The 17,262-nt window shown below is 68.4% G+C and carries 18 protein-coding genes; 5 read left to right on the top strand and 13 right to left on the bottom strand.

Going from position 1 to position 17,262, the window contains the following annotated elements; translation table 11 throughout:
- The 3 genes from ASD69_RS13470 (at position 1) to ASD69_RS13460 (ending at position 2,435) form a co-directional block, all read left to right on the top strand.
- Positions 1 to 888, top strand: a complete 888-nt coding sequence (locus ASD69_RS13470) for an EamA family transporter (RefSeq protein WP_056178771.1) — start codon at positions 1 to 3, stop codon at positions 886 to 888.
- Positions 889 to 987: 99 nt separating this feature from the next.
- Positions 988 to 1,773: a hypothetical protein gene (locus ASD69_RS13465; protein WP_157499194.1), complete on the top strand. Its 786-nt coding sequence runs from the start codon at positions 988 to 990 to the stop codon at positions 1,771 to 1,773.
- A gap of 38 nt (positions 1,774 to 1,811) precedes the next feature.
- Positions 1,812 to 2,435 (top strand): hypothetical protein, encoded by a 624-nt coding sequence (locus ASD69_RS13460; protein ID WP_056178764.1) that lies wholly within the window; start codon positions 1,812 to 1,814, stop codon positions 2,433 to 2,435.
- A 10-nt stretch (positions 2,436 to 2,445) separates the two neighbouring features.
- Here the strand turns inward: ASD69_RS13460 and ASD69_RS13455 are convergent, their stop codons facing one another.
- The 6 genes from ASD69_RS13455 to hppD form a co-directional block, all read right to left on the bottom strand.
- The gene (locus tag ASD69_RS13455) at positions 2,446 to 3,306 is read right to left on the bottom strand and encodes a nucleoside-diphosphate sugar epimerase (protein ID WP_056178761.1); all 861 of its coding nucleotides are present in this window, start codon (positions 3,304 to 3,306) and stop codon (positions 2,446 to 2,448) included.
- 3 nt (positions 3,307 to 3,309) lie between these two features.
- Positions 3,310 to 4,554, bottom strand: coding sequence for a Na+/H+ antiporter NhaA (gene nhaA / locus ASD69_RS13450; RefSeq protein ID WP_157499193.1), 1,245 nt, complete (start codon positions 4,552 to 4,554; stop codon positions 3,310 to 3,312).
- A 40-nt stretch (positions 4,555 to 4,594) separates the two neighbouring features.
- The gene (locus ASD69_RS13445; RefSeq protein WP_056178757.1) at positions 4,595 to 5,548 is read right to left on the bottom strand and encodes a sodium:calcium antiporter; all 954 of its coding nucleotides are present in this window, start codon (positions 5,546 to 5,548) and stop codon (positions 4,595 to 4,597) included.
- Between the two features lie 176 nt (positions 5,549 to 5,724).
- A complete protein-coding gene (locus ASD69_RS13440; RefSeq protein WP_056178754.1) occupies positions 5,725 to 6,348 on the bottom strand; it encodes a hypothetical protein in 624 nt (207 codons plus the stop codon).
- An 85-nt stretch (positions 6,349 to 6,433) separates the two neighbouring features.
- Positions 6,434 to 7,759: a homogentisate 1,2-dioxygenase gene (gene hmgA / locus ASD69_RS13435; RefSeq protein WP_056179921.1), complete on the bottom strand. Its 1,326-nt coding sequence runs from the start codon at positions 7,757 to 7,759 to the stop codon at positions 6,434 to 6,436.
- Between the two features lie 248 nt (positions 7,760 to 8,007).
- Entirely contained in the window at positions 8,008 to 9,099 is a 1,092-nt protein-coding gene (hppD, locus tag ASD69_RS13430; RefSeq protein ID WP_056178751.1) for a 4-hydroxyphenylpyruvate dioxygenase, read from the bottom strand.
- Between the two features lie 102 nt (positions 9,100 to 9,201).
- Between hppD and ASD69_RS13425 the strand changes: the two genes are divergently transcribed.
- Positions 9,202 to 9,684 carry a MarR family transcriptional regulator gene (locus ASD69_RS13425; protein WP_056178748.1) on the top strand — a complete coding sequence of 161 codons (483 nt, stop codon included), beginning with the start codon at positions 9,202 to 9,204 and terminating at the stop codon, positions 9,682 to 9,684.
- Positions 9,685 to 10,047: 363 nt separating this feature from the next.
- Here ASD69_RS13425 and ASD69_RS13420 read toward each other — a convergent pair whose 3' ends face one another.
- Positions 10,048 to 10,512, bottom strand: coding sequence for a DUF6265 family protein (locus ASD69_RS13420; protein WP_056178746.1), 465 nt, complete (start codon positions 10,510 to 10,512; stop codon positions 10,048 to 10,050).
- A gap of 96 nt (positions 10,513 to 10,608) precedes the next feature.
- Between ASD69_RS13420 and ASD69_RS13415 the strand changes: the two genes are divergently transcribed.
- Positions 10,609 to 11,469 (top strand): helix-turn-helix transcriptional regulator, encoded by an 861-nt coding sequence (locus ASD69_RS13415; RefSeq protein WP_056178742.1) that lies wholly within the window; start codon positions 10,609 to 10,611, stop codon positions 11,467 to 11,469.
- Between the two features lie 10 nt (positions 11,470 to 11,479).
- Here the strand turns inward: ASD69_RS13415 and ASD69_RS13410 are convergent, their stop codons facing one another.
- The 6 genes from ASD69_RS13410 to ASD69_RS13385 all read right to left on the bottom strand — a co-directional run bounded on the left by ASD69_RS13410 (position 11,480) and on the right by ASD69_RS13385 (position 17,155).
- Positions 11,480 to 11,842 carry a hypothetical protein gene (locus ASD69_RS13410; protein ID WP_200943993.1) on the bottom strand — a complete coding sequence of 121 codons (363 nt, stop codon included), beginning with the start codon at positions 11,840 to 11,842 and terminating at the stop codon, positions 11,480 to 11,482.
- 170 nt (positions 11,843 to 12,012) lie between these two features.
- On the bottom strand, positions 12,013 to 12,342 hold the full coding sequence (locus ASD69_RS13405) for a hypothetical protein (RefSeq protein WP_056178739.1): 330 nt from the start codon (positions 12,340 to 12,342) through the stop codon (positions 12,013 to 12,015).
- A gap of 53 nt (positions 12,343 to 12,395) precedes the next feature.
- Complete coding sequence (locus tag ASD69_RS13400) at positions 12,396 to 13,874, bottom strand: oligopeptide:H+ symporter (RefSeq protein WP_056178736.1); 1,479 nt, start codon at positions 13,872 to 13,874, stop codon at positions 12,396 to 12,398.
- Positions 13,875 to 13,973: 99 nt separating this feature from the next.
- Positions 13,974 to 15,509 (bottom strand): oligopeptide:H+ symporter, encoded by a 1,536-nt coding sequence (locus ASD69_RS13395; protein ID WP_056178732.1) that lies wholly within the window; start codon positions 15,507 to 15,509, stop codon positions 13,974 to 13,976.
- Between the two features lie 360 nt (positions 15,510 to 15,869).
- Positions 15,870 to 16,286, bottom strand: coding sequence for an NUDIX domain-containing protein (locus tag ASD69_RS13390; RefSeq protein WP_056178730.1), 417 nt, complete (start codon positions 16,284 to 16,286; stop codon positions 15,870 to 15,872).
- Positions 16,283 to 17,155, bottom strand: a complete 873-nt coding sequence (locus tag ASD69_RS13385; RefSeq protein WP_056178727.1) for a tryptophan 2,3-dioxygenase family protein — start codon at positions 17,153 to 17,155, stop codon at positions 16,283 to 16,285. Before ASD69_RS13385 ends, ASD69_RS13390 begins: the two co-directional genes overlap by 4 nt.
- Positions 17,156 to 17,262: the final 107 nt, after the last annotated feature.

Raw genomic sequence — 17,262 nt, 5'->3', positions numbered from 1 at the left:
ATGCCCGCCCGCGACATCGTCCTGCTGCTGCTCATCGTCCTGGCCTGGGCCGGCAACTTCCTGACCTCGGCGTTCGCGATGCGCGAGATCCCGCCGTTCCTGTTCACCGGCCTGCGCTTCGCCCTGCTCGCGCTGCCGCTGATGTTCTTCGTCAAGCGCCCGGCGCCCGGGCAATGGCCGCGGCTGATCGCAGTCTGCCTGTGCATCGGCGTGCTGCATTTCGGCCTGAGTTTCACCGCCCTCAAACTGGCCGGCGATCTGTCCTCGCCGGCGATCGTGATGCAGAGCTACGTGCCGATGACCGCGCTGCTGGCGTGGATGGTCTTGGGCGAGCGCTTCGCCTGGCGCACCGGCGTGGCGATCGCGGTGAGCTTCGCCGGCGTGCTGGTGCTGGGCTTCGATCCGCTGGTGCTGGACAAGCCGATGTCGCTGGTGCTGATGCTGATCTCGGCCGCGTTCCTGGCCGTGGGCACGGTGCTGATGAAGGGCCTGCGCGGACTGGACGTTTACAGCCAGCAGGGCTGGACCGCCTTGCTCAGCGTGCTGCCGCTGCTGGCGATCAGCGCGCTGCTCGAGCCCGGCGGCATCGCCAGCCTGGGATCGGTGAGCTGGGTCGGCTGGTTCGGCGCGCTCTACGCCGCGTTCGTGTCCTCGCTGCTGGGCCATGGCCTGTACTACGTGCTGGTGCAGCGCCACCCGGTCGCGCAGGTCACGCCGTGGCTGTTGCTGGTGCCGGTGCTAGCGATCGGCCTGGGCGTCGCGTTCTGGGGCGACCGCCCCGGCCCGCGCCTGCTGCTGGGCGGCGCCATGGTGCTGGGCGGCGTGCTCATCATCGCGCTGCGCGCGCTGGCCAAATCGCGCCCGATCCCGGCCTCCGACACGCCCTGAACGCGCGCGGCCGCGCGCGGCCGTGTCCGCTCGCGCGCCGCCACGCCGTTGATCGTCCTTGTCAGCCGCCAAACCATGCCCCCGACAAGGACGCCCGCCATGACGATTCGGACTTCGACCGCGAGTTTGGCCCTGCTGCTCGCCTGCACGGCCCTGGCAGGCGGCTGCCGCCTCGAGCGCAGCGTGCTGAACGGCATGGGCCAGGTCACGCCCGCGCAGTACTGCCCCGGCGATACCGTCACCGCGTCCTACGACTTGTTGCGCGAGGAAACCTGCCCCGCCGACGTCGACTGCGCCGCGCATTTTCCGACCATGAACATCACCAGCGCGCCTGAGGCCTTCCCGCCGCGCACAGTGCGCGCATTCGCCGACAGCTTCACCTTCGCGCCCACCGCCGACCGCGTCGACGTGACCTTCGACATCGATCGCGATGCGGTGACGATCCCGACCTCGCGCTTCGACGGCAGCACGCGCATCTTCGTCCAGCGCACCAATCTGCGCGACCAGACCCACACCATCACCCGCATCACCGGCACCATCGACAGCGAGCTGCTGCACGAAGGCGTCTGCTCCGGCAATGCCCCGGTCAATCTGCCGGCCGAAATTCCCGGCCCGCCGCGGCTGTCGCCGAACATGCGCCTGGCCGAGCTGTGCAATACCAACGGCGTGCCGATCATGGTCGAGGTCAGCACGACCTCGGGCAGCATGGCCTTCAACCTGCTGCCGGGCCGCTGCCTGCAGCCCGGCGTCGACGGGGTGCCGGCCGACCTGGCCAACGCGCGCACCATCGGCGCCAGCGCGCCCGACCTGGCCGCGCGCTGCTCGGCGACCATGCAGCAGCCGCCGCGGCCGCTGCGCACGATCGCGCGCATGGCCTGCCGCTGAGCCGCGCCCGTCCCCCTTCCAGCTACGGGAACATCGCCATGAAACTCCCCCTGCGCTTCGTCGCCATCGGTCTGTTTTGCCTCGCGCCGCTGGCACTGCACGCCGCCAGTTCGGCCACTACCTTGCTTCAGAGCATGGACAAGACCCACTACAGCGCGCGCGTCGTCGCCCGCATCAGCCAATACGCGCCGCCGCCCAAGGGCAAGAGCGAGCACGCGCTGGTCAGCGTCGACAGCGTCGAGCTGCTGCTGGAACGCCCGGACCGCTTCCGCTTCGTGCTGCGCCCCGGCCAGAAGAACGAGCTGACCTTCGTCGCCCAGGCCGGCATCGCGCGTTGGCGCGACAAGGCCAGCGGTACGACGGGCAAGGCCACCACCGACCAAGTCGTCGATCCGCTGGCCTTGATCGCGTTGGGCACGGCCGGCGAACTCAAGCGCTATTCGTCCTTGGGCGAAATCAATCCCGGCAAATCCTCGCCCTTGCGCGGCGCGCGCCTGGATCCGCGCGTGTTCGGCAGCGACGTCGAACGCGCCACCGCCTGGTTCGGCAACGATCAGCCGGTCGGCTACGGCTTCGAGATGAGCGACGGCAGCCGCATCTACCTCGCCATCGCCAGCTACAAGCCCAACGTGCAGACCAAGCCCGGCGATTTCGAACTCTGAGCGCGCCGCCTCAGCGCGGATCGAACATCGAGCGTTCGGGCAGGAAGCGGCGCGGCGCGTACGCGAAATCGCGTTGCGCCGGCGCCAGATCGAACACCAGGTCGCTGCGCATGCGCCGCACCGCGGCCTCGCCCAAGCCGGTGGCATGGCCGCTGGCCTGCGCGGCCAGCAAGGCCAGGTTGAACACCGGCGACGGCAGCTCGATCAGTTTCGGCGGTGGCTCCAGCACGCCCAGCACGCGCGCGACCATGTCGCGATAGCTCAGGGTCTCGCCGCCGGGCAGCGCGTAACCCTGGCCGTAGCTGGCCGGCGCCGACACGCAGGCGAACGCGGCCGCGGCGAGATCGTCCACGTGCACCGGCTGGCGCAGGCCGGTGGCGTTGCGCGGCAGCGGAAAACGCCCCCAGCGCTGGGCGATCGCGGCGATTCGGGTCAGGGTGGCGTCGCGGCCGGCGCCGTAGACCAGCGTGGGCCGCAGCGCGGTCGCGGCTGCGGCGCGCTCGCTGGCTTCGGCGAACAAAGTCGCCTCTCCCGCGCGCAAGCGCGCGGCGACATCGCGTTCGTCCGGATCGGCCGAACCGCGCTTGGTCTCGACGCTGGTCGAGCCGAACGCGACCACGCGCGGCGATTCGACCCGCGAGGTCGCGTACCAACGCGCAAAGCCGTCCAGCGGCCCGCAACTGAAGATCGCATCGACCCGGCGCGGCAGCTCCTCGAGTTGGGCGAAGTCGCCGCGCAACCAGTGCAGCCCCGGCTCGTCGTGCTGGTCCTGGCGCGACACCGCGCTGACCCGCCAGCCGGCGCGTCGCAACGCGCCCAGCAGCGGCAGACCGATCTGCCCGCTGGCGCCGAACACCAAAGCGTGCCGCATCCCTTAGCTCCGTTGCGCGCGCGACGGCAGCACCGCGCGCAACCACAGATAGCCCACCAGCGCCGAGATCACCGAGGCGGCCAGCACGCCCAGCACCGCCTCTTCGTAATGCAGAGGATTCTGGTACGCCAGCGAGGCGATGAACAAACTCATGGTGAAGCCGATGCCGCACATCAGGCCCAGGCCCAGCATCGCGCGCAGGTCCATGCCCGCGGGCAGCTTGACCCAGCCCAGCGCGCGCAGCAGCAGGGCGATGCCGACGATGCCGATCGGCTTGCCCACTACCAAGCCCAGCACGATGCCCAGCGGCAGCGCGGCCGTAGCGTCGTCCAGGCTCAACCCGCCCAGCACCAGGCCGGCATTGGCGAACGCGAACAGCGGCAGGATCGCGTAGGCCACCCAGGGATGCAGCGCGTGCTCCAGGGTTTCCAGCGGCGAATGCTCGTGCGCGTCGTCGATGGCGTTGCGCTTGTCGACGTGCGGAATCATCAGGCCGGTGGCGACGCCGGCCAGGGTGGCGTGCACGCCCGACTTGAGCACGCACACCCACAGCACCACGCCCAGCAGCAGGTACGGCGCCAGCGCGGTCACGCCGCGACGGTTCAACAGCCACATGCCGGCCAGCGCGGCGCCGGCCCAGATCAACGCGGTCATCGACAGGCCGTGCGAATAGAACAGCGCGATGATCAGGATCGCGATCAGGTCGTCGATCACCGCGATCGTCGACAGCAACAGCTTCATCGCCGCCGGCACGCGCGACCCCAGCAGGGCCAGCACGCCCAGGGCGAAGGCGATATCGGTCGCCGTCGGCACCGCCCAACCGCGCATGGCTTCGGCGTCGCCGCGGTTCATCGCGTAGAACAGCAGCGCCGGCACCGCCACGCCGGCGCTCGCGCAGGCCAGCGGCAGGATCAACTGGGCGCGTCCGGCGAGTTGGCCGCTGAGCATTTCGCGCTTGATCTCCAGCGCCACCAGTAGGAAGAAGATCGCCATCAGGCCGTCGTTGATCCACAGCAGCGCGGGCTTGGCGATATCCAGCGCGCCGATGCGCACCTGCACCGGCATCTGCCGGAACGATTCGTAGGCGTCGTGCAGCGGCGAGTTGGCCGCGATCAGGGCCAGCGCGGCGGCGGCGATCAGGACCAGGCCACCGGCGGCTTCCAAGCGGAAGAACTCGCTCAGCGCGCGCAGCGCGCGGGTCGGAATCGGACGCGCCGACGGCGGCGGCGAAGAGACTGGCGTGTTCATGGCCTCAGTATATCGACCCGACGCCGGCGCCCGCTCCGCATCAGCGATACAGCATCGCCAGCTCGAAGCCGATCCAGGCCAGCAAAGCGATCAACAGAACCGCGCCCTCGCCTTTGCTCACGCGCAGATCGCCGCGCAGCATCGGATACAGCATCAGCGCGAACGCGATCGCCGCGGGCAGTTCGAAGCGCACGAACGAAGCCGGCAGCGCCACCGCGTTCCAGGCCGCCATGCCGCCGACCACGATCAGCAGATTGAACAGGCTGGAGCCGATCACGTGCCCGACCACGATATCGCCCTGGCCGCGACGCGCGGCGGCGATGGCGGCGGCGGCTTCCGGCAGCGCGGTGCCGATCGCGACCGGCAACAGACCGGTGAGCAGCGGCGTGAGGCCCAGCGAAGCGCCCAAGCGCGGCGCCGCGCCGACCACGAATTTGGAACCGAAGTACAGCAGCACCGCCGCGATCGCGAAACGCAGCAGGTTCAAGCCCAGATCGGTGCGGGTGCGCGCGAACGCGGCGATGGCGTCCTGCAGTTCCGGCGCCTCGCGGCGCGTGCGCGCCATCGCGTAGGCGACCACGGCGAAGAACACGACCACCATGCCCACGCCCTCGGCGCGGCTGAGCACGCCGTCCAGGCCGAGCGCGATCACCGCGGCGGTACCCAGGATCAGCACCAGCAGCAGCGGCGCCAGCGAGCGCCAGCGCACCAGCAGTGGCGCGGCGAACGCGGCGATGCCCAGGGTCAGGCCGAAATTGACGATGTTGCTGCCGACCGCGTTGCCCAGCGCCAGGCTCTGCTCGCCGCGCACCACCGCCTGCAGGTTGACCGCCAGCTCGGGCAGCGAGGTGCCGAAGGCGACCAGCGCCAGCCCGGCCACGAACGGCGAGGCGCCGAAACGCTGGGCCAACCCGGACGCGCCCTTGACGATGGAATCGCCGCCCAGCGCCAGCAGCACCAACCCCAGCACGAACAAGCCGATGGCTTCGAGCATGGTCTCTTCCCCTCGCGGACACTGCCCCGATTCTATGCCGAGTGCGGGGCTTGGCGTCCATCGGCGGTACGGATAGGCGCCACGCCTGCTTTGCGGGCCAAGGCGAGCGAGCGGACAGGGCGATGCCGCGGTTCGCTGCGCTCACCGCAGCCTACGGCCCTGTCGGCGGGCTGGGGTCAGGAGCAGCCTTCGACATAATCGACCTGCGGCGCCAGGCCCACCCGCCACAGGCTGGCCTTGCCGTCGACGATCTCGAACAGCAGCACGCCAGGGCCGGCCGCATCCTTGATGCGCCAGTACTCGCCGCCGTCGACGTACTTGTGCGGCTGGGTTTCGATTCGTCCCGCGTACAGCACGCGCAGCTCGTCCGCGCCCATACCTACCTTGCCGCCGCCGGGCGCGACGATGTCCTCGCCCTCGCCGACGTCGTAGCGGACCAGTTTCTCGCCTTCGATCATCAGGCCCGGCAGCTCAGGGCGGCTGCTCGAGCTCAGGTAGTAGCAGCCGCCGGGTGCTTCCGCCTTGCCCGCGACGTCGCCGCCCAAGGCCTTGCGGGCTTCGGCCGCGTCGCCGCCCAGGCGCAGATCGCCATAGCCGTCCATGCGTGCCAAGCCGCCGTTCTTGGCCGGCGCCAGCGGCGTCGGCGCCGTGGCCGGCGGTACGTCTTCGCTGGGCTGATCGCTGACCGGCGGCGTTGCGGTGGGCGCAGGCGCCGGGGCGGAGGCGCGATCGCCGCAGGCGGTCAGCGCCAGACTCAGCAGCAGCGCGCTCGCGCCCAACTGGATGGAACCCTGCTTCATTACGACCCCGGCTGCGGCGCAGCGTGTGCAAGACGCGCGCAGCCTAGCGGCCAGGCGTGAACGGCGCGCGAAGCGCCGCGCGGCCTCAGGCCGAACGCGGCGGCTCGAAGTGCCGGCGCAGACCGGCCCAGCAAGCCTGGTACTCGCGCTGGCGGTGGGGCGCTTCGAAGGCCTGCGCGGTCGGACGGATCACCGCGCGGGTCTCGAACATGAAGGCCATGGTGCCGCCGATCACGTCGGGCTTGCTCAAATCGGCGTGGCTGGCCTTCTCGAACGTGGCCGCGTCCGGGCCGTGCCCGCTCATGCAGTTGTGCAGCGACGCGCCGCCGGGCACGAAGCCCTCGGCCTTGGCGTCGTAGGCGCCGTGGATCAGGCCCATGAACTCGCTGGCGACGTTGCGGTGGAACCACGGCGGGCGGAAGGTGTGCTGCGCGACCAGCCAGCGCGGCGGGAAGATCACGAAATCCAGGTTGGCCGTGCCCGGGGTGTCGCTGGGCGAGGTCAGCACGGTGAAGATCGACGGGTCCGGATGATCGAAGCTGATCGAACCGATGGTGTTGAAGCGACGCAGGTCGTACTTGTACGGCGCGTAGTTACCGTGCCAGCCAACCACGTCCAGCGGCGAATGGCCGAGATCGGCGCGCCACAGCTGGCCCTGGAACTTGGCGATCAGTTCGAACTGCCCGTCGACGTCCTCGTAGGCCGCGTTCGGGGTCAGGAAATCGCGCGGATTGGCCAGGCCGTTGGCGCCGATCGGGCCCAGGTCCGGCAGGCGCATCAGCGCGCCGAAGTTCTCGCAGACGTAACCGCGCGCGACGCCGTCGGGCAGCTCGACACGGAAGCGCACGCCGCGCGGGATCACCGCGATCTCCTGCGGCTCGACTTCGAGCACGCCCAGTTCGGTCGCCAGGATCAGGCGGCCGTGCTGCGGCACGATCAGCAGTTCGCCGTCGGCGTCGTAGAAGAAACGCCCGTCCATCGAACGGTTGGCCGCGTACATATGCACGCCCACGCCGTGCTGCGAAGCCGGCGAGCCGTTGCCGGCCATGGTGTAGAGGCCGTCGACGAAATCGACCGGCGCGTCCGGCATCGGCAGCGGATCCCAGCGCAACTGGTCGGGCGAGACCGGGCCGTGCTCGAAATCGTTGTGCAGGCGCGGCTGCGGATACGGCGCGAACGTGCCGTGCATCGCCGCGGGGCGGATGCGGTACAGCCAGCTGCGGCGGTTCTCGCCGCGCGGCGCGGTGAAGGCGGTGCCCGACAGCTGCTCGGCGTAGAGGCCGTAGGCGACCTGCTGCGGCGAGTTCTGGCCCTGCGGCAGCACCCCGGTGTAGACCTCGGTCGCGAACTCGTTGCCGAAGCCGCTGAGATACCCGCGCGCGGCCACCCGCTGCGCATCGCGCTCGGGCATCGGGATCACGTTGTCGCTGTCGTTGGCGGCGGTGTTCATGGCGATTGCGCTCTGGAGCTTAGAGCCCCACTCCCTGCGGGAGAGGGGTTGGGGCGAGGGTCCGGCCGCCGAGGGCCCAGAGGGTCGCCTCGACCACCGCTTCGGTGTTCATCCATCCTGACAGTGGGGAGAGGCGGATTTGAGCGTACGGCCATGTCCCGCCCCTCTCCCACCCCTCTTCCGACGGAGAGGGGCTTGAAGCGCCGAGCTTAGAGCACCCCGCGGCGCATCTGGTCGCGTTCGATGCTCTCGAACAGGGCCTGGAAGTTGCCCTCGCCGAAGCCCTCGTTGCCCTTGCGCTGGATGATCTCGAAGAAGATCGGACCGATCGCGTTCTGGGTGAAGATCTGCAGCAGTTTGCGCTGGTGGGTCTCCGGGTCGGCGTCGATCAGGATCTTGTTCTTGGCCAGGCGCGGCACGTCCTCGCCGTGGTTGGGCACGCGCTGATCGATCACGTCGAAGTAGGTGTCCGGAGTGTCCAGGAACTCCACGCCCTGCGCGCGCATCGCTTCCACCGTGTCGTAGATGTTGTCGGTGAAACAGGCGATGTGCTGGATGCCCTCGCCCTTGTAGGCGTCGAGGTATTCGTTGATCTGCGACTTGGGATCGCTGGACTCGTTGAGCGGAATGCGCACCACGCCGTCCGGCGCGGTCATCGCCTTGGACACCAGGCCGGTCTTGGCGCCCTTGATGTCGAAGTAGCGGATCTCGCGGAAGTTGAACAAGCGCTCGTAATAGTCCGACCACTTCTGCATGTTGCCGAAGTAGAGGTTGTGGGTGAGGTGGTCGATGAAGGTCAGACCGAAACCGGCCGGATTCTGCGGCGCGCCCTGCACCGGCAGGTAGTCCTCGTACACGTTGCCCTTGTCGCCGTAACGGTCGACCAGGTACAGCATGCAGTCGCCGATGCCCTTGACCACCGGCGCGTCGACCGCGCGGCTGTCGGCCTGGTCGACGATCGCCTCGCCGCCGTTGCCGAGCACGGCATCGAGGACGGTGGTGCCGGGCTGCTGGAAGCGGATCGCGAAGCCGCAGGCGCTGGGGCCGTGCGCGCGCGCGAAGTCGGCGGCGAAGCTGTCCGGGTCTTCGTTGACCAGGAAGTTGACCCCGCCCTGGCGGTAGACCGTGATCGGACGGGTCTTGTGGTGCAGCACGGCGGTGAAGCCGAGCTTGCGGAAGTAGTCGTGCAGCATTTCGCCCTGACCGGCCGGGGCGGCGAACTCGACGAACTCGAAGCCGTCGATACCCAGCGGATTTTCGAAGGTGGTGACCTGCATGCCGAGGTTGGGCTGCGCATTCATGGCATTGTTCTCAGGTAGCGGCCGGACCCGCGCGGGACGGCCTGGTGCGAAGAGCCGTTATAGTTTCATATGAAACCATATGCAAGCAAGGTACAGCGCAGCATGAACAAGCCCCGACCCCGCCATGCCGAGCTCGACCTCGAGCATTTCCTGCCCTACCGCCTGTCGGTGCTGTCCAACCGGGTCAGCAGCGCGATCGCGCGGGTCTACTCCGAGCGCTTCGCCCTGAGCGTGACCGAATGGCGGGTGATGGCCGTGCTGGGCCGCTATCCGGGCCTGTCGGCCAACGAGGTCGCCCAGCGCACGGCCATGGACAAGGTCGCGGTCAGCCGCGCGGTGGCGCGCCTGATCGAGGCCGGCCGCCTGGCCCGCGAGACCCACGACGACGACCGCCGCCGCTCGGTGCTGCAGCTGTCGCCGGACGGCTACAAGATCTACGACGAGGTCGCGCCGCTGGCGCTGGCCTTCGAGCGCCGCCTGCTGGACGGCATGGACGGCGCCGAGCGCGAATTGCTGTTCCGCTTGCTGGATCGGCTGGATGAGCTGGAGATTCGCGCCGAGGCGGAGTTGCCGGTGGCGGGGTGAGCTAGCTGGCGCTGTATTCAAGCCCCTCTCCCGCTCGCGGGAGAAGGGACTCCCATCGCGCTTACGCCTCTCATCGCGCCTACGCGTTAGCCCCTCTCCCGCTCGCGGGAGAGGGGTTGGGGTGAGGGCCGACGCAGGCGCGCAACGCCWRCCGCGTGCGCCGCCCTCATCCGCCCTTCGGGCACCTTCTCCCGCMAGCGGGAGAAGGAACTCCCATCGCGCGTACGCCTCTCATCGCGCCTACGCGTTAGCCCCTCTCCCGCAACACGGAGAGCTGTGAGCTTCGTAGGATGCGGTGAGCCGAAGGCGAACCGCATCGCCACAGCGCCTCAGGTCGAGGGCGATGCGGTGTCCGGGCAGAACCTACTCCCCGCAACGCCGGTACTCGAACGCGATCCGCAGCTCCTTCCCCTCCCGCCCTGGCCCCGCGATCTCCGCGTGCAGCCGCTCGCCCTCGCGCCGGTACTCGATGCGCTGCGGAAAATCGTGCGCAAGGTTCTCGAACCGAACCCGATTCGGCCCGCCCTCGCTGCGCCGGAATGCGGTCGCCTTGCCGCCGCCGGGCTGGGCCAGATACGTCGATACGCCGTCCACGGGCTCGATGCGTAGGAACTCGAAACTGCCGACGCGCTCGCCGCGCGCGGTGCGCGACACCCCGTACAGGCGCCCGCCCACCGCCGGCAGCCAGGTCTCGTCGATGCGTTCCCCGTCGGCTTCGCTGCACCAGTGCCCGGCCATCCAGCCCAGATCGGCGGCGGCTTCACTGGCGGGCGTCGGCGACACGGCCAGCAGCAACCCCAGGCCCAACAGACTCGCGGCGAAATTCATCGGCTTCCCCTTTTCGTGATCGATTGACCGCCACGCTAGCCTCGGCGCACCGCGATCGGCTTGTAAAAACGCGCAGGCTCGGGCTTTGATGGTGGCATGGACTACAGCGAGCAGCCCGTACCGCCATCGCTGAGCCGCCACGTGCAATGCCTGTGGCGGCTGCGCGACGACGCGCCCGCGCCCGAAGTGCAGGCGATCTATGCCGACGGCCGCTGCGAACTGATCGCGCACCTGGGCGCGCCGATGCGCCTGTACGGCGCCAACGGCGACTCCCAGTTGCAGGCGCCGCTGTTGTTCGCCGCTCAGCAACGCGGCCCGATCCGCCTGCAGCCGACCGGACCGGTGCATTGCCTGGGCGTGCGCCTGACCCCGGCCGGCTCGACCTTGGTCGCCGGCGCGCGCCTGGCCGCGTTGCGCGATCGCATCCCCGACCTGCGCGAGCTCGACCCGGGCTTCGCCGCGGCCTTCGCCGAGGCCGCCCACGCCTGCGTCGCCGGACACGGCGTCGACGCGATGTGGGCGCTGCTCGCGCAGCGCGCGGCCGCCCAACCGCCGGACGCCGCGATCGAACAGGCGCTCGCGCAGTTGGACCAACACGACGGCGACCTGCGCATCGCCGAACTCGCGCGCACCGCCGGCCTGGGCCTGCGCAACCTGCAGGCGCGTTTCCTGGCCGCGGTCGGCATGACCGCGAAGGAGTACGCGCGGGTGCGGCGCCTGCAAGCCCTATTGCGCAGCCTGGACGAAGAACGCGCCGAGATCGCCGATGCCGCCGCGCGCCATGGTTACAGCGATCAGGCCCACGCCACTCACGACCTGAGCCGCTGGACCGGCACCACGCCCGCGCGGCTGGTGCGCGCGCTGCGCGGCGATCGCGACGGCGAAGCCACCCTGCGCCTGGCCGCGGCCTTCGTGCGCGGACATTCGGGCGTGCGCGCGGTGGCGCTGGGCGACTAGCGCAGGCGGCTCAGTCGCTTTGCGGCTCGGGCCAGTACGCGCGCATCCGATTCCAGCAACGCTCGATCTCGGCGACCGTGGCGCGCGGTCCGGAGCGCACGGCCGGCCCCGAGGCGATGCGCAGATGCGCCAGCAACCACTCGTCCGGCCAGCCGTCCCAGACGCCCAGGTGATTGCGCAAGTTCGCGTGCAGCGCCGGGAACACCTCGTTCCACAGCACCGCCTCGGCCTCGCTCCGGCTCAGCCCGGACTCGGCCACCGTCCGGGCGATGTAGGCGTAAGTAGGCTCGTCGATTTCGGTATCGAGGAAGAACTCCGAATAAGCGCGCCACAGCGGCAGTCGGTCCTCGGGGCTGGCTTCGATCATGTTCACATTGAACATCCAATGCCCGCTCGGGCCAAGCCGATCGGCGACCAGGGCGTATCCATCGCTGCCGTCGGCTGCTCCTGCGGCCAGCGGCTGAACTCCCCTTCAGGCAGCGGGTTGCGGCTCCCGTATCTCCGCCAAGGCCGTGCGCATCGACGATGGCCGATGATCCAGCCTCAAGGAGCGTCCGCGTACTGCCCGGACCGCCTCCGATCCGGCAGCACGTGGATGAACCAATAGAACAGCTTCGACCAGCCAGAGGTCTCGAACACCAGGAACGCGCCCCATACGTTGCTCGCGCCGCCGATGTAACGATCCTTCCAATGCAGGACGGGAATGAACATGAGCCAGAAGAACAAGGGCGCGGCCAACAGGATGCCGACGAACGTAAGCGCCACCACATCGGTCGGAATGCCGACGATCATGAGGACTAGCCCCAAGCCCGCCGCCAGTGCGAAACGCTTCAGCCACAGCCATTTGGGTTCGAACCATTCAGCGCGCGTCATACGGCCTCCAAGACCGGATCCGATCGAACAGATGCGAAACGACCTCCGATGGCCTACTTCACCCCATGCATCAACTTGTTGATGAACGGCGCGAACAGCAGGAAGGCCACGCCCATGCCGAAGCCCGCGTAAGCGATGTGGGTATAGGTGGCCGAGTACTGCGCCAAGCCGCCCAGATCGCCGCCCGACGCCACCGCCGCGACCAGACCGGCGACGTAGTTGCCGATCGCCGAGCACAGGAACCAGGCGCCCATCGCCATGCCGGTGTCCTTGGGCGCGGCCAGCTTGGACACCATCGACAGGCCGATCGGCGACAGGCACAGCTCGCCCATGGTGTTGAACAGGTAGGCCAGCACCAGCATTTCCCAGGGAATGCGCCCGCTGCCGTCGGCCATGTAGGCGATGCCGGCGATCAGGACCGAGAAGCCCACCGCGACCAGCAGTAGCGCCAGCGCGAACTTGCGCGGCACCGACGGGTTCCAACCACGCGCGTCCAGGCGCGGCCAGGCCCAGGCGAACAGCGGCGCCAGCGCGATGATGAACACCGAGTTGGCCGACTGGAACAAAGCGAAGTTGAACGGCGCGTCGACGTGGTCCTTGGCGAAGAAATTCAGCGACGAGCCGGCCTGCTCGAACATGCCCCAGAACAGGATCTTGGCCAGAAACAGCAGCAGCATCGCGGTGTAGCGGTGCATCTGTACCTTGTCGCCGCTGCGCAGGCTGCCGCCGATGAAGTACACGCTCAGACCTATCATCATCGCCAGCAGGATGTAGCCGACGATCTGGGTGCGGCTGAGCATCAGGTAGACCACGGGCACCGCGGCGATGCAGCCCAGCAGCACCTTGATCAAACGCGCGCGGTTGAGCGCGGGTACCGGCGATTCGCCGATGCGGCCGAGCTGGCCGCGCAGCCAATGGAACATCATCAGGCCCAAGATCATGCCCACACCGGCGGCGAAGAAACCCCAGCGATAGCCGAAGCGCTCGCCGATGATGACGCCGCACACCAGCGGCGCGAGCGCGCCGCCGATATTGATGCCCATGTAGAAAATGGTGAAGCCCGAGTCGCGGCGCGGATCGGCCGGCGCATACAGGCGTCCGACTATGGTCGAGATATTGGGCTTGAACAAACCATTGCCGACCACGATCACCGCCAGGCCCAGCAGGAACCAGGTCAGCTGCGGAATCATCAGCAGGAACAGCCCCACGGCCATGATCGCGCCGCCGAGCACGATCGACGGCCGGTAGCCCAGGTAGCGGTCGGCGATGAAGCCGCCGAACAGGCCGGTCGCGTAGATCAGTGCGGTGTAGGCGCCGTAGGTCAGGCTGGCCTGAGCACGCGCCTCGCCTTCCGGCAGCAGGCTGAAAAAGGTGCTGGCCACGTACACGGCCAGCAGCGCGCGCATGCCGTAGTAGGCGAAGCGCTCCCACATCTCGGCGCCGAACAGCATCCACAGCGCGCGCGGGTGGCCGACCAGTTCGCCCGGCGGCGGTGCGATGAATTCGGGTTCGACGTGTTTGCTGACGGTCATCGGAAGGCGCTCATGCGATAGCGGGTTGCGAATGCGGCGACGCCACGGCCGGAGCTCTCCGGCCGTGGCGCCTAGGGGTACGGCTGCGGGCGACGGCGCTTACTTGACGCCGTGCATCAACCGGTTGATCAGCGGGGCGATCAGGAACAGCAGCAGGCCCGCGCCGGCCAGGATGTAGAAGCCCATGGTGTAGGCGGTCAGCGCCGAAGCCGTGGTCATGCCGGTCTCGCCGCTGGCCTGACCGGCGAAGATGCCGGCGAGGTTGTTGCCGATCGCGATCGACAGGAACCAGGCGCCCATGGCGAAGCCGGTCAGGCGCGCCGGCGCCAGCTTGGTCACCATCGACAGACCGATCGGCGACAGGCACAGCTCGCCCACCGACTGGATCCAGTACACCGCGAACAGGGTCCAGAACGGGATCTTGCCGGTGTCCGGCGCGATCAGGTTGACCAGCGCGAACATCAGCAGCAGGAAGGCCAGGCCGTTGAAGATCAGGCCCAGGCCGAACTTGCGCGGGATCGAGGGATTGGCGCGGCCCATGCGCACCCAGATCCAGGCGATCACCGGTGCCAGGGTGATGATGGCCACCGAGTTCACGCTCTGGAACCACGACACCGGGAACTGCGTGCCGCCGGCCAGCGCCTGGAACAGGCTCTCGAAGCCGATGTTGCGGTCGACGATCTTCTCGGCCAGGAAGTTGAACGAGCTGCCGGCCTGTTCGAAGAAGCACCAGAAGAACACGTTGAAGGTCAGGATGATCAGCATCGCGATCACCTTGTCGCGCGAGACCTTGCCCTCGCGGATGCCTTCCACCACCAGCATGATGGCCGGCACGATCAGCAGCGCGATCAGGATGTACTGCAGCACCATCGCGTTGATGGTCAGCAGGAAGAAGAAGATCGGAATCGCGATCAGCGCCGCGCCGGCCAGGACCATGAAGGAACGGGTCAGGCTGGTCTTGTCCGCGGGCGGCAGGCCGATGCCCTTGAGCTGGGCGCGACCGAACCAGAACCAGATCAGGCTCAGCACCATGCCGACGCCGGCGGCGATGAACACCACCTTGTAGGCCGGCGTGTCGTTGACGCCGAACACCTTCTGGGCCAGGTACTGGGTGATCAACGGCGCCAGGAACGCGCCCAGGTTGATGCCCATGTAGAAGATGGTGAAGCCCGAATCGCGGCGGCCATCGCCCTGCAGGTAGAGCTTGCCGACCATGGTCGAGATGATCGGCTTGAACAGGCCGTTGCCGACGATGATCGTGGCCAGGCCGAGCTTGAACATGGTCTCGGTGGGCGAGGCCAGCAGGAACAGGCCGGTCGCCATGATCAAGGCGCCGAGCAGAATCGAGCGTTGGTAGCCGATCAGCTTGTCGGCGATCCAGCCGCCGAAGATCGCCGAGGCGTAGACCAGCGCCAGGTAGGCGCCGTAGAGCTCGCTGGCGGGCTTTTCGTAGCCGGCGTCGCCGCCGTGGAACTGCGCCACGATGTACAGGACCATCGCCCAGCGGATGCCGTAGAACGCGAAGCGTTCCCAGAATTCGGACATGAACAGCATCCATAGAGGCTTGGGATGCCCCAGGACCTGCTTGAATTCCGGAATGGGCGTTTCGCCCGTCGTCGTTGCGGCTCCGCTCATGCGGTGTCCCCCGTGTGTCGAAACTGAATGAGATGACCCTTGCCGGCGGCACGGGATCGGGGAGATTTACCGGGTGCTGTCGGTCCCGTCAAACCTTTGTGAAGACGCTCGCGTATTGCTGCGGCGCAGCAATCGGCGCCGCGCGTCGCGCGAAAATGCCTGAACGGGAAGCGATTTTGCCGAATCCCGCCGCTGGGCTTGCGCCTGGCTGGGACATGCAGCGCTGCCCTCGGGCCGACGCGGACCCTGCGGACCGGATGAACGAATGCCTAGCGCGGCATGCGGCGCCCGCCGCGTGCGCGCCGTCGGCGCGCGATTGCGCGGTCGACGATCTCAGCCCAGTGCCCGCGCCCGCCCGCTTCAAGCCCCCTCGGCCGCCAGCGCCTCGCCCAGCAGGCGCGCGAACGCCGGATGCGCCGCAGCGAGGTGGCGCGCCGCCTCCTGCGCCGTGCACCAGCGCAATTCCTCGTGCTCGTCCGGCTGCCGGTTGCAGGGCTCGCCGCGCCACTGCGTGACCGCATACAGATGCAGGCGCCAGGGCGTGGGCTGCACGCCCTCGAGGGTGTCCAGGCGTCGCCAGCGCGTGGGCACCACGCCGGCCTCCTCGTCCAATTCGCGCATCAAGGTGTCGATTTCGCTCTCGCCGTCCTCGCTATGGCCGCCCAGCACGTCCCAGGCACCGGCGAGAAATTCGCGGTCGGCCGTGCGCCGGCCCAGCAGCACGCGCCCGTCGCACACCAACAAGGCGCCGACGCACTCGTGCACGCGCGCGCTCACGGCACGATCGCGCCGCCCGGGCCGATGCTGGTGCGCACTTCGAACAGCTCCGGGAAGAAGGTCAGTTCCAGCGCCTGCTTGAGGAAGCCCACGCCGCTGGAACCGCCGGTGCCGCGCTTGAAGCCGATGATGCGCAGCACCGTGCGCATATGGCGGAAACGCCAAAGCTGGAACTGGGTTTCGACGTCGACCAGGTCCTCGCACAGCGCGTACTCGCGCCAGTACACATCGGTGTTTTCATAGATGCGTTCGAACACCGGCTGCAGGGCCGGATCGGCCACATGCGGCTGGCGCCAGTCGCGCTGCAGGTGCGCGGCCGGGATCGCGTGACCGAAACGCGCCAGGTACATCAGGAATTCGTCGTAGAGACTGGGCGCGGCCAGCGCGCTTTCGAGTTCGGCCTGGGCCTGGGGATCGTGCCCGAACACCCGCAGCATGCCCTCGTTCTTGTTGCCCAGCATGAATTCGATGCGCCGGTACTGCAGCGACTGGAAGCCCGAGGACGGCCCCAGGGTGTCGCGGAAGCCCATGTATTCCGACGGCGTCAGGGTCTCCAGCACCGACCACTGCTCGGTCAGCTGGCGCAGCACCTGCTTGCAGCGCGCGAGCACCTTCTGGCACTGCCAGACCTGGTCGTTGCGCAGGTGTTCGATGGCCGCGCTGAGCTCGTGGATGATCAGCTTCATCCACAGCTCCGACACCTGGTGCTGAATGATGAACAGCAATTCGTCGTGGTGCGGCGGGTCGGAGCGGCCGTGCTGGGCCGACAGCAGGCGATCCAGCTGCAGATAGCCCGCATAGGTGATCCGCCCCTGCAGATCGGTGTGGATTCCGGTCTCCAGTTCGCGCTGGTTCTTCTCGACGGTCATCGCGGTTCTCGCTTAGGGGCGCAAAGGGTACCGCAGCGCACACCTTCCGGACGGTCCACCCCCATCACCGTATGGTATGCCGTCATGCCTCTGAAATGCCGATTTGT

Source organism: Lysobacter sp. Root604 (genome assembly GCF_001427505.1).
Classification (GTDB): domain Bacteria; phylum Pseudomonadota; class Gammaproteobacteria; order Xanthomonadales; family Xanthomonadaceae; genus Lysobacter.
The sequence above is the reverse complement of the archived record's forward strand: the minus strand, read 5'-3'. Positions and strand labels throughout refer to the sequence as shown.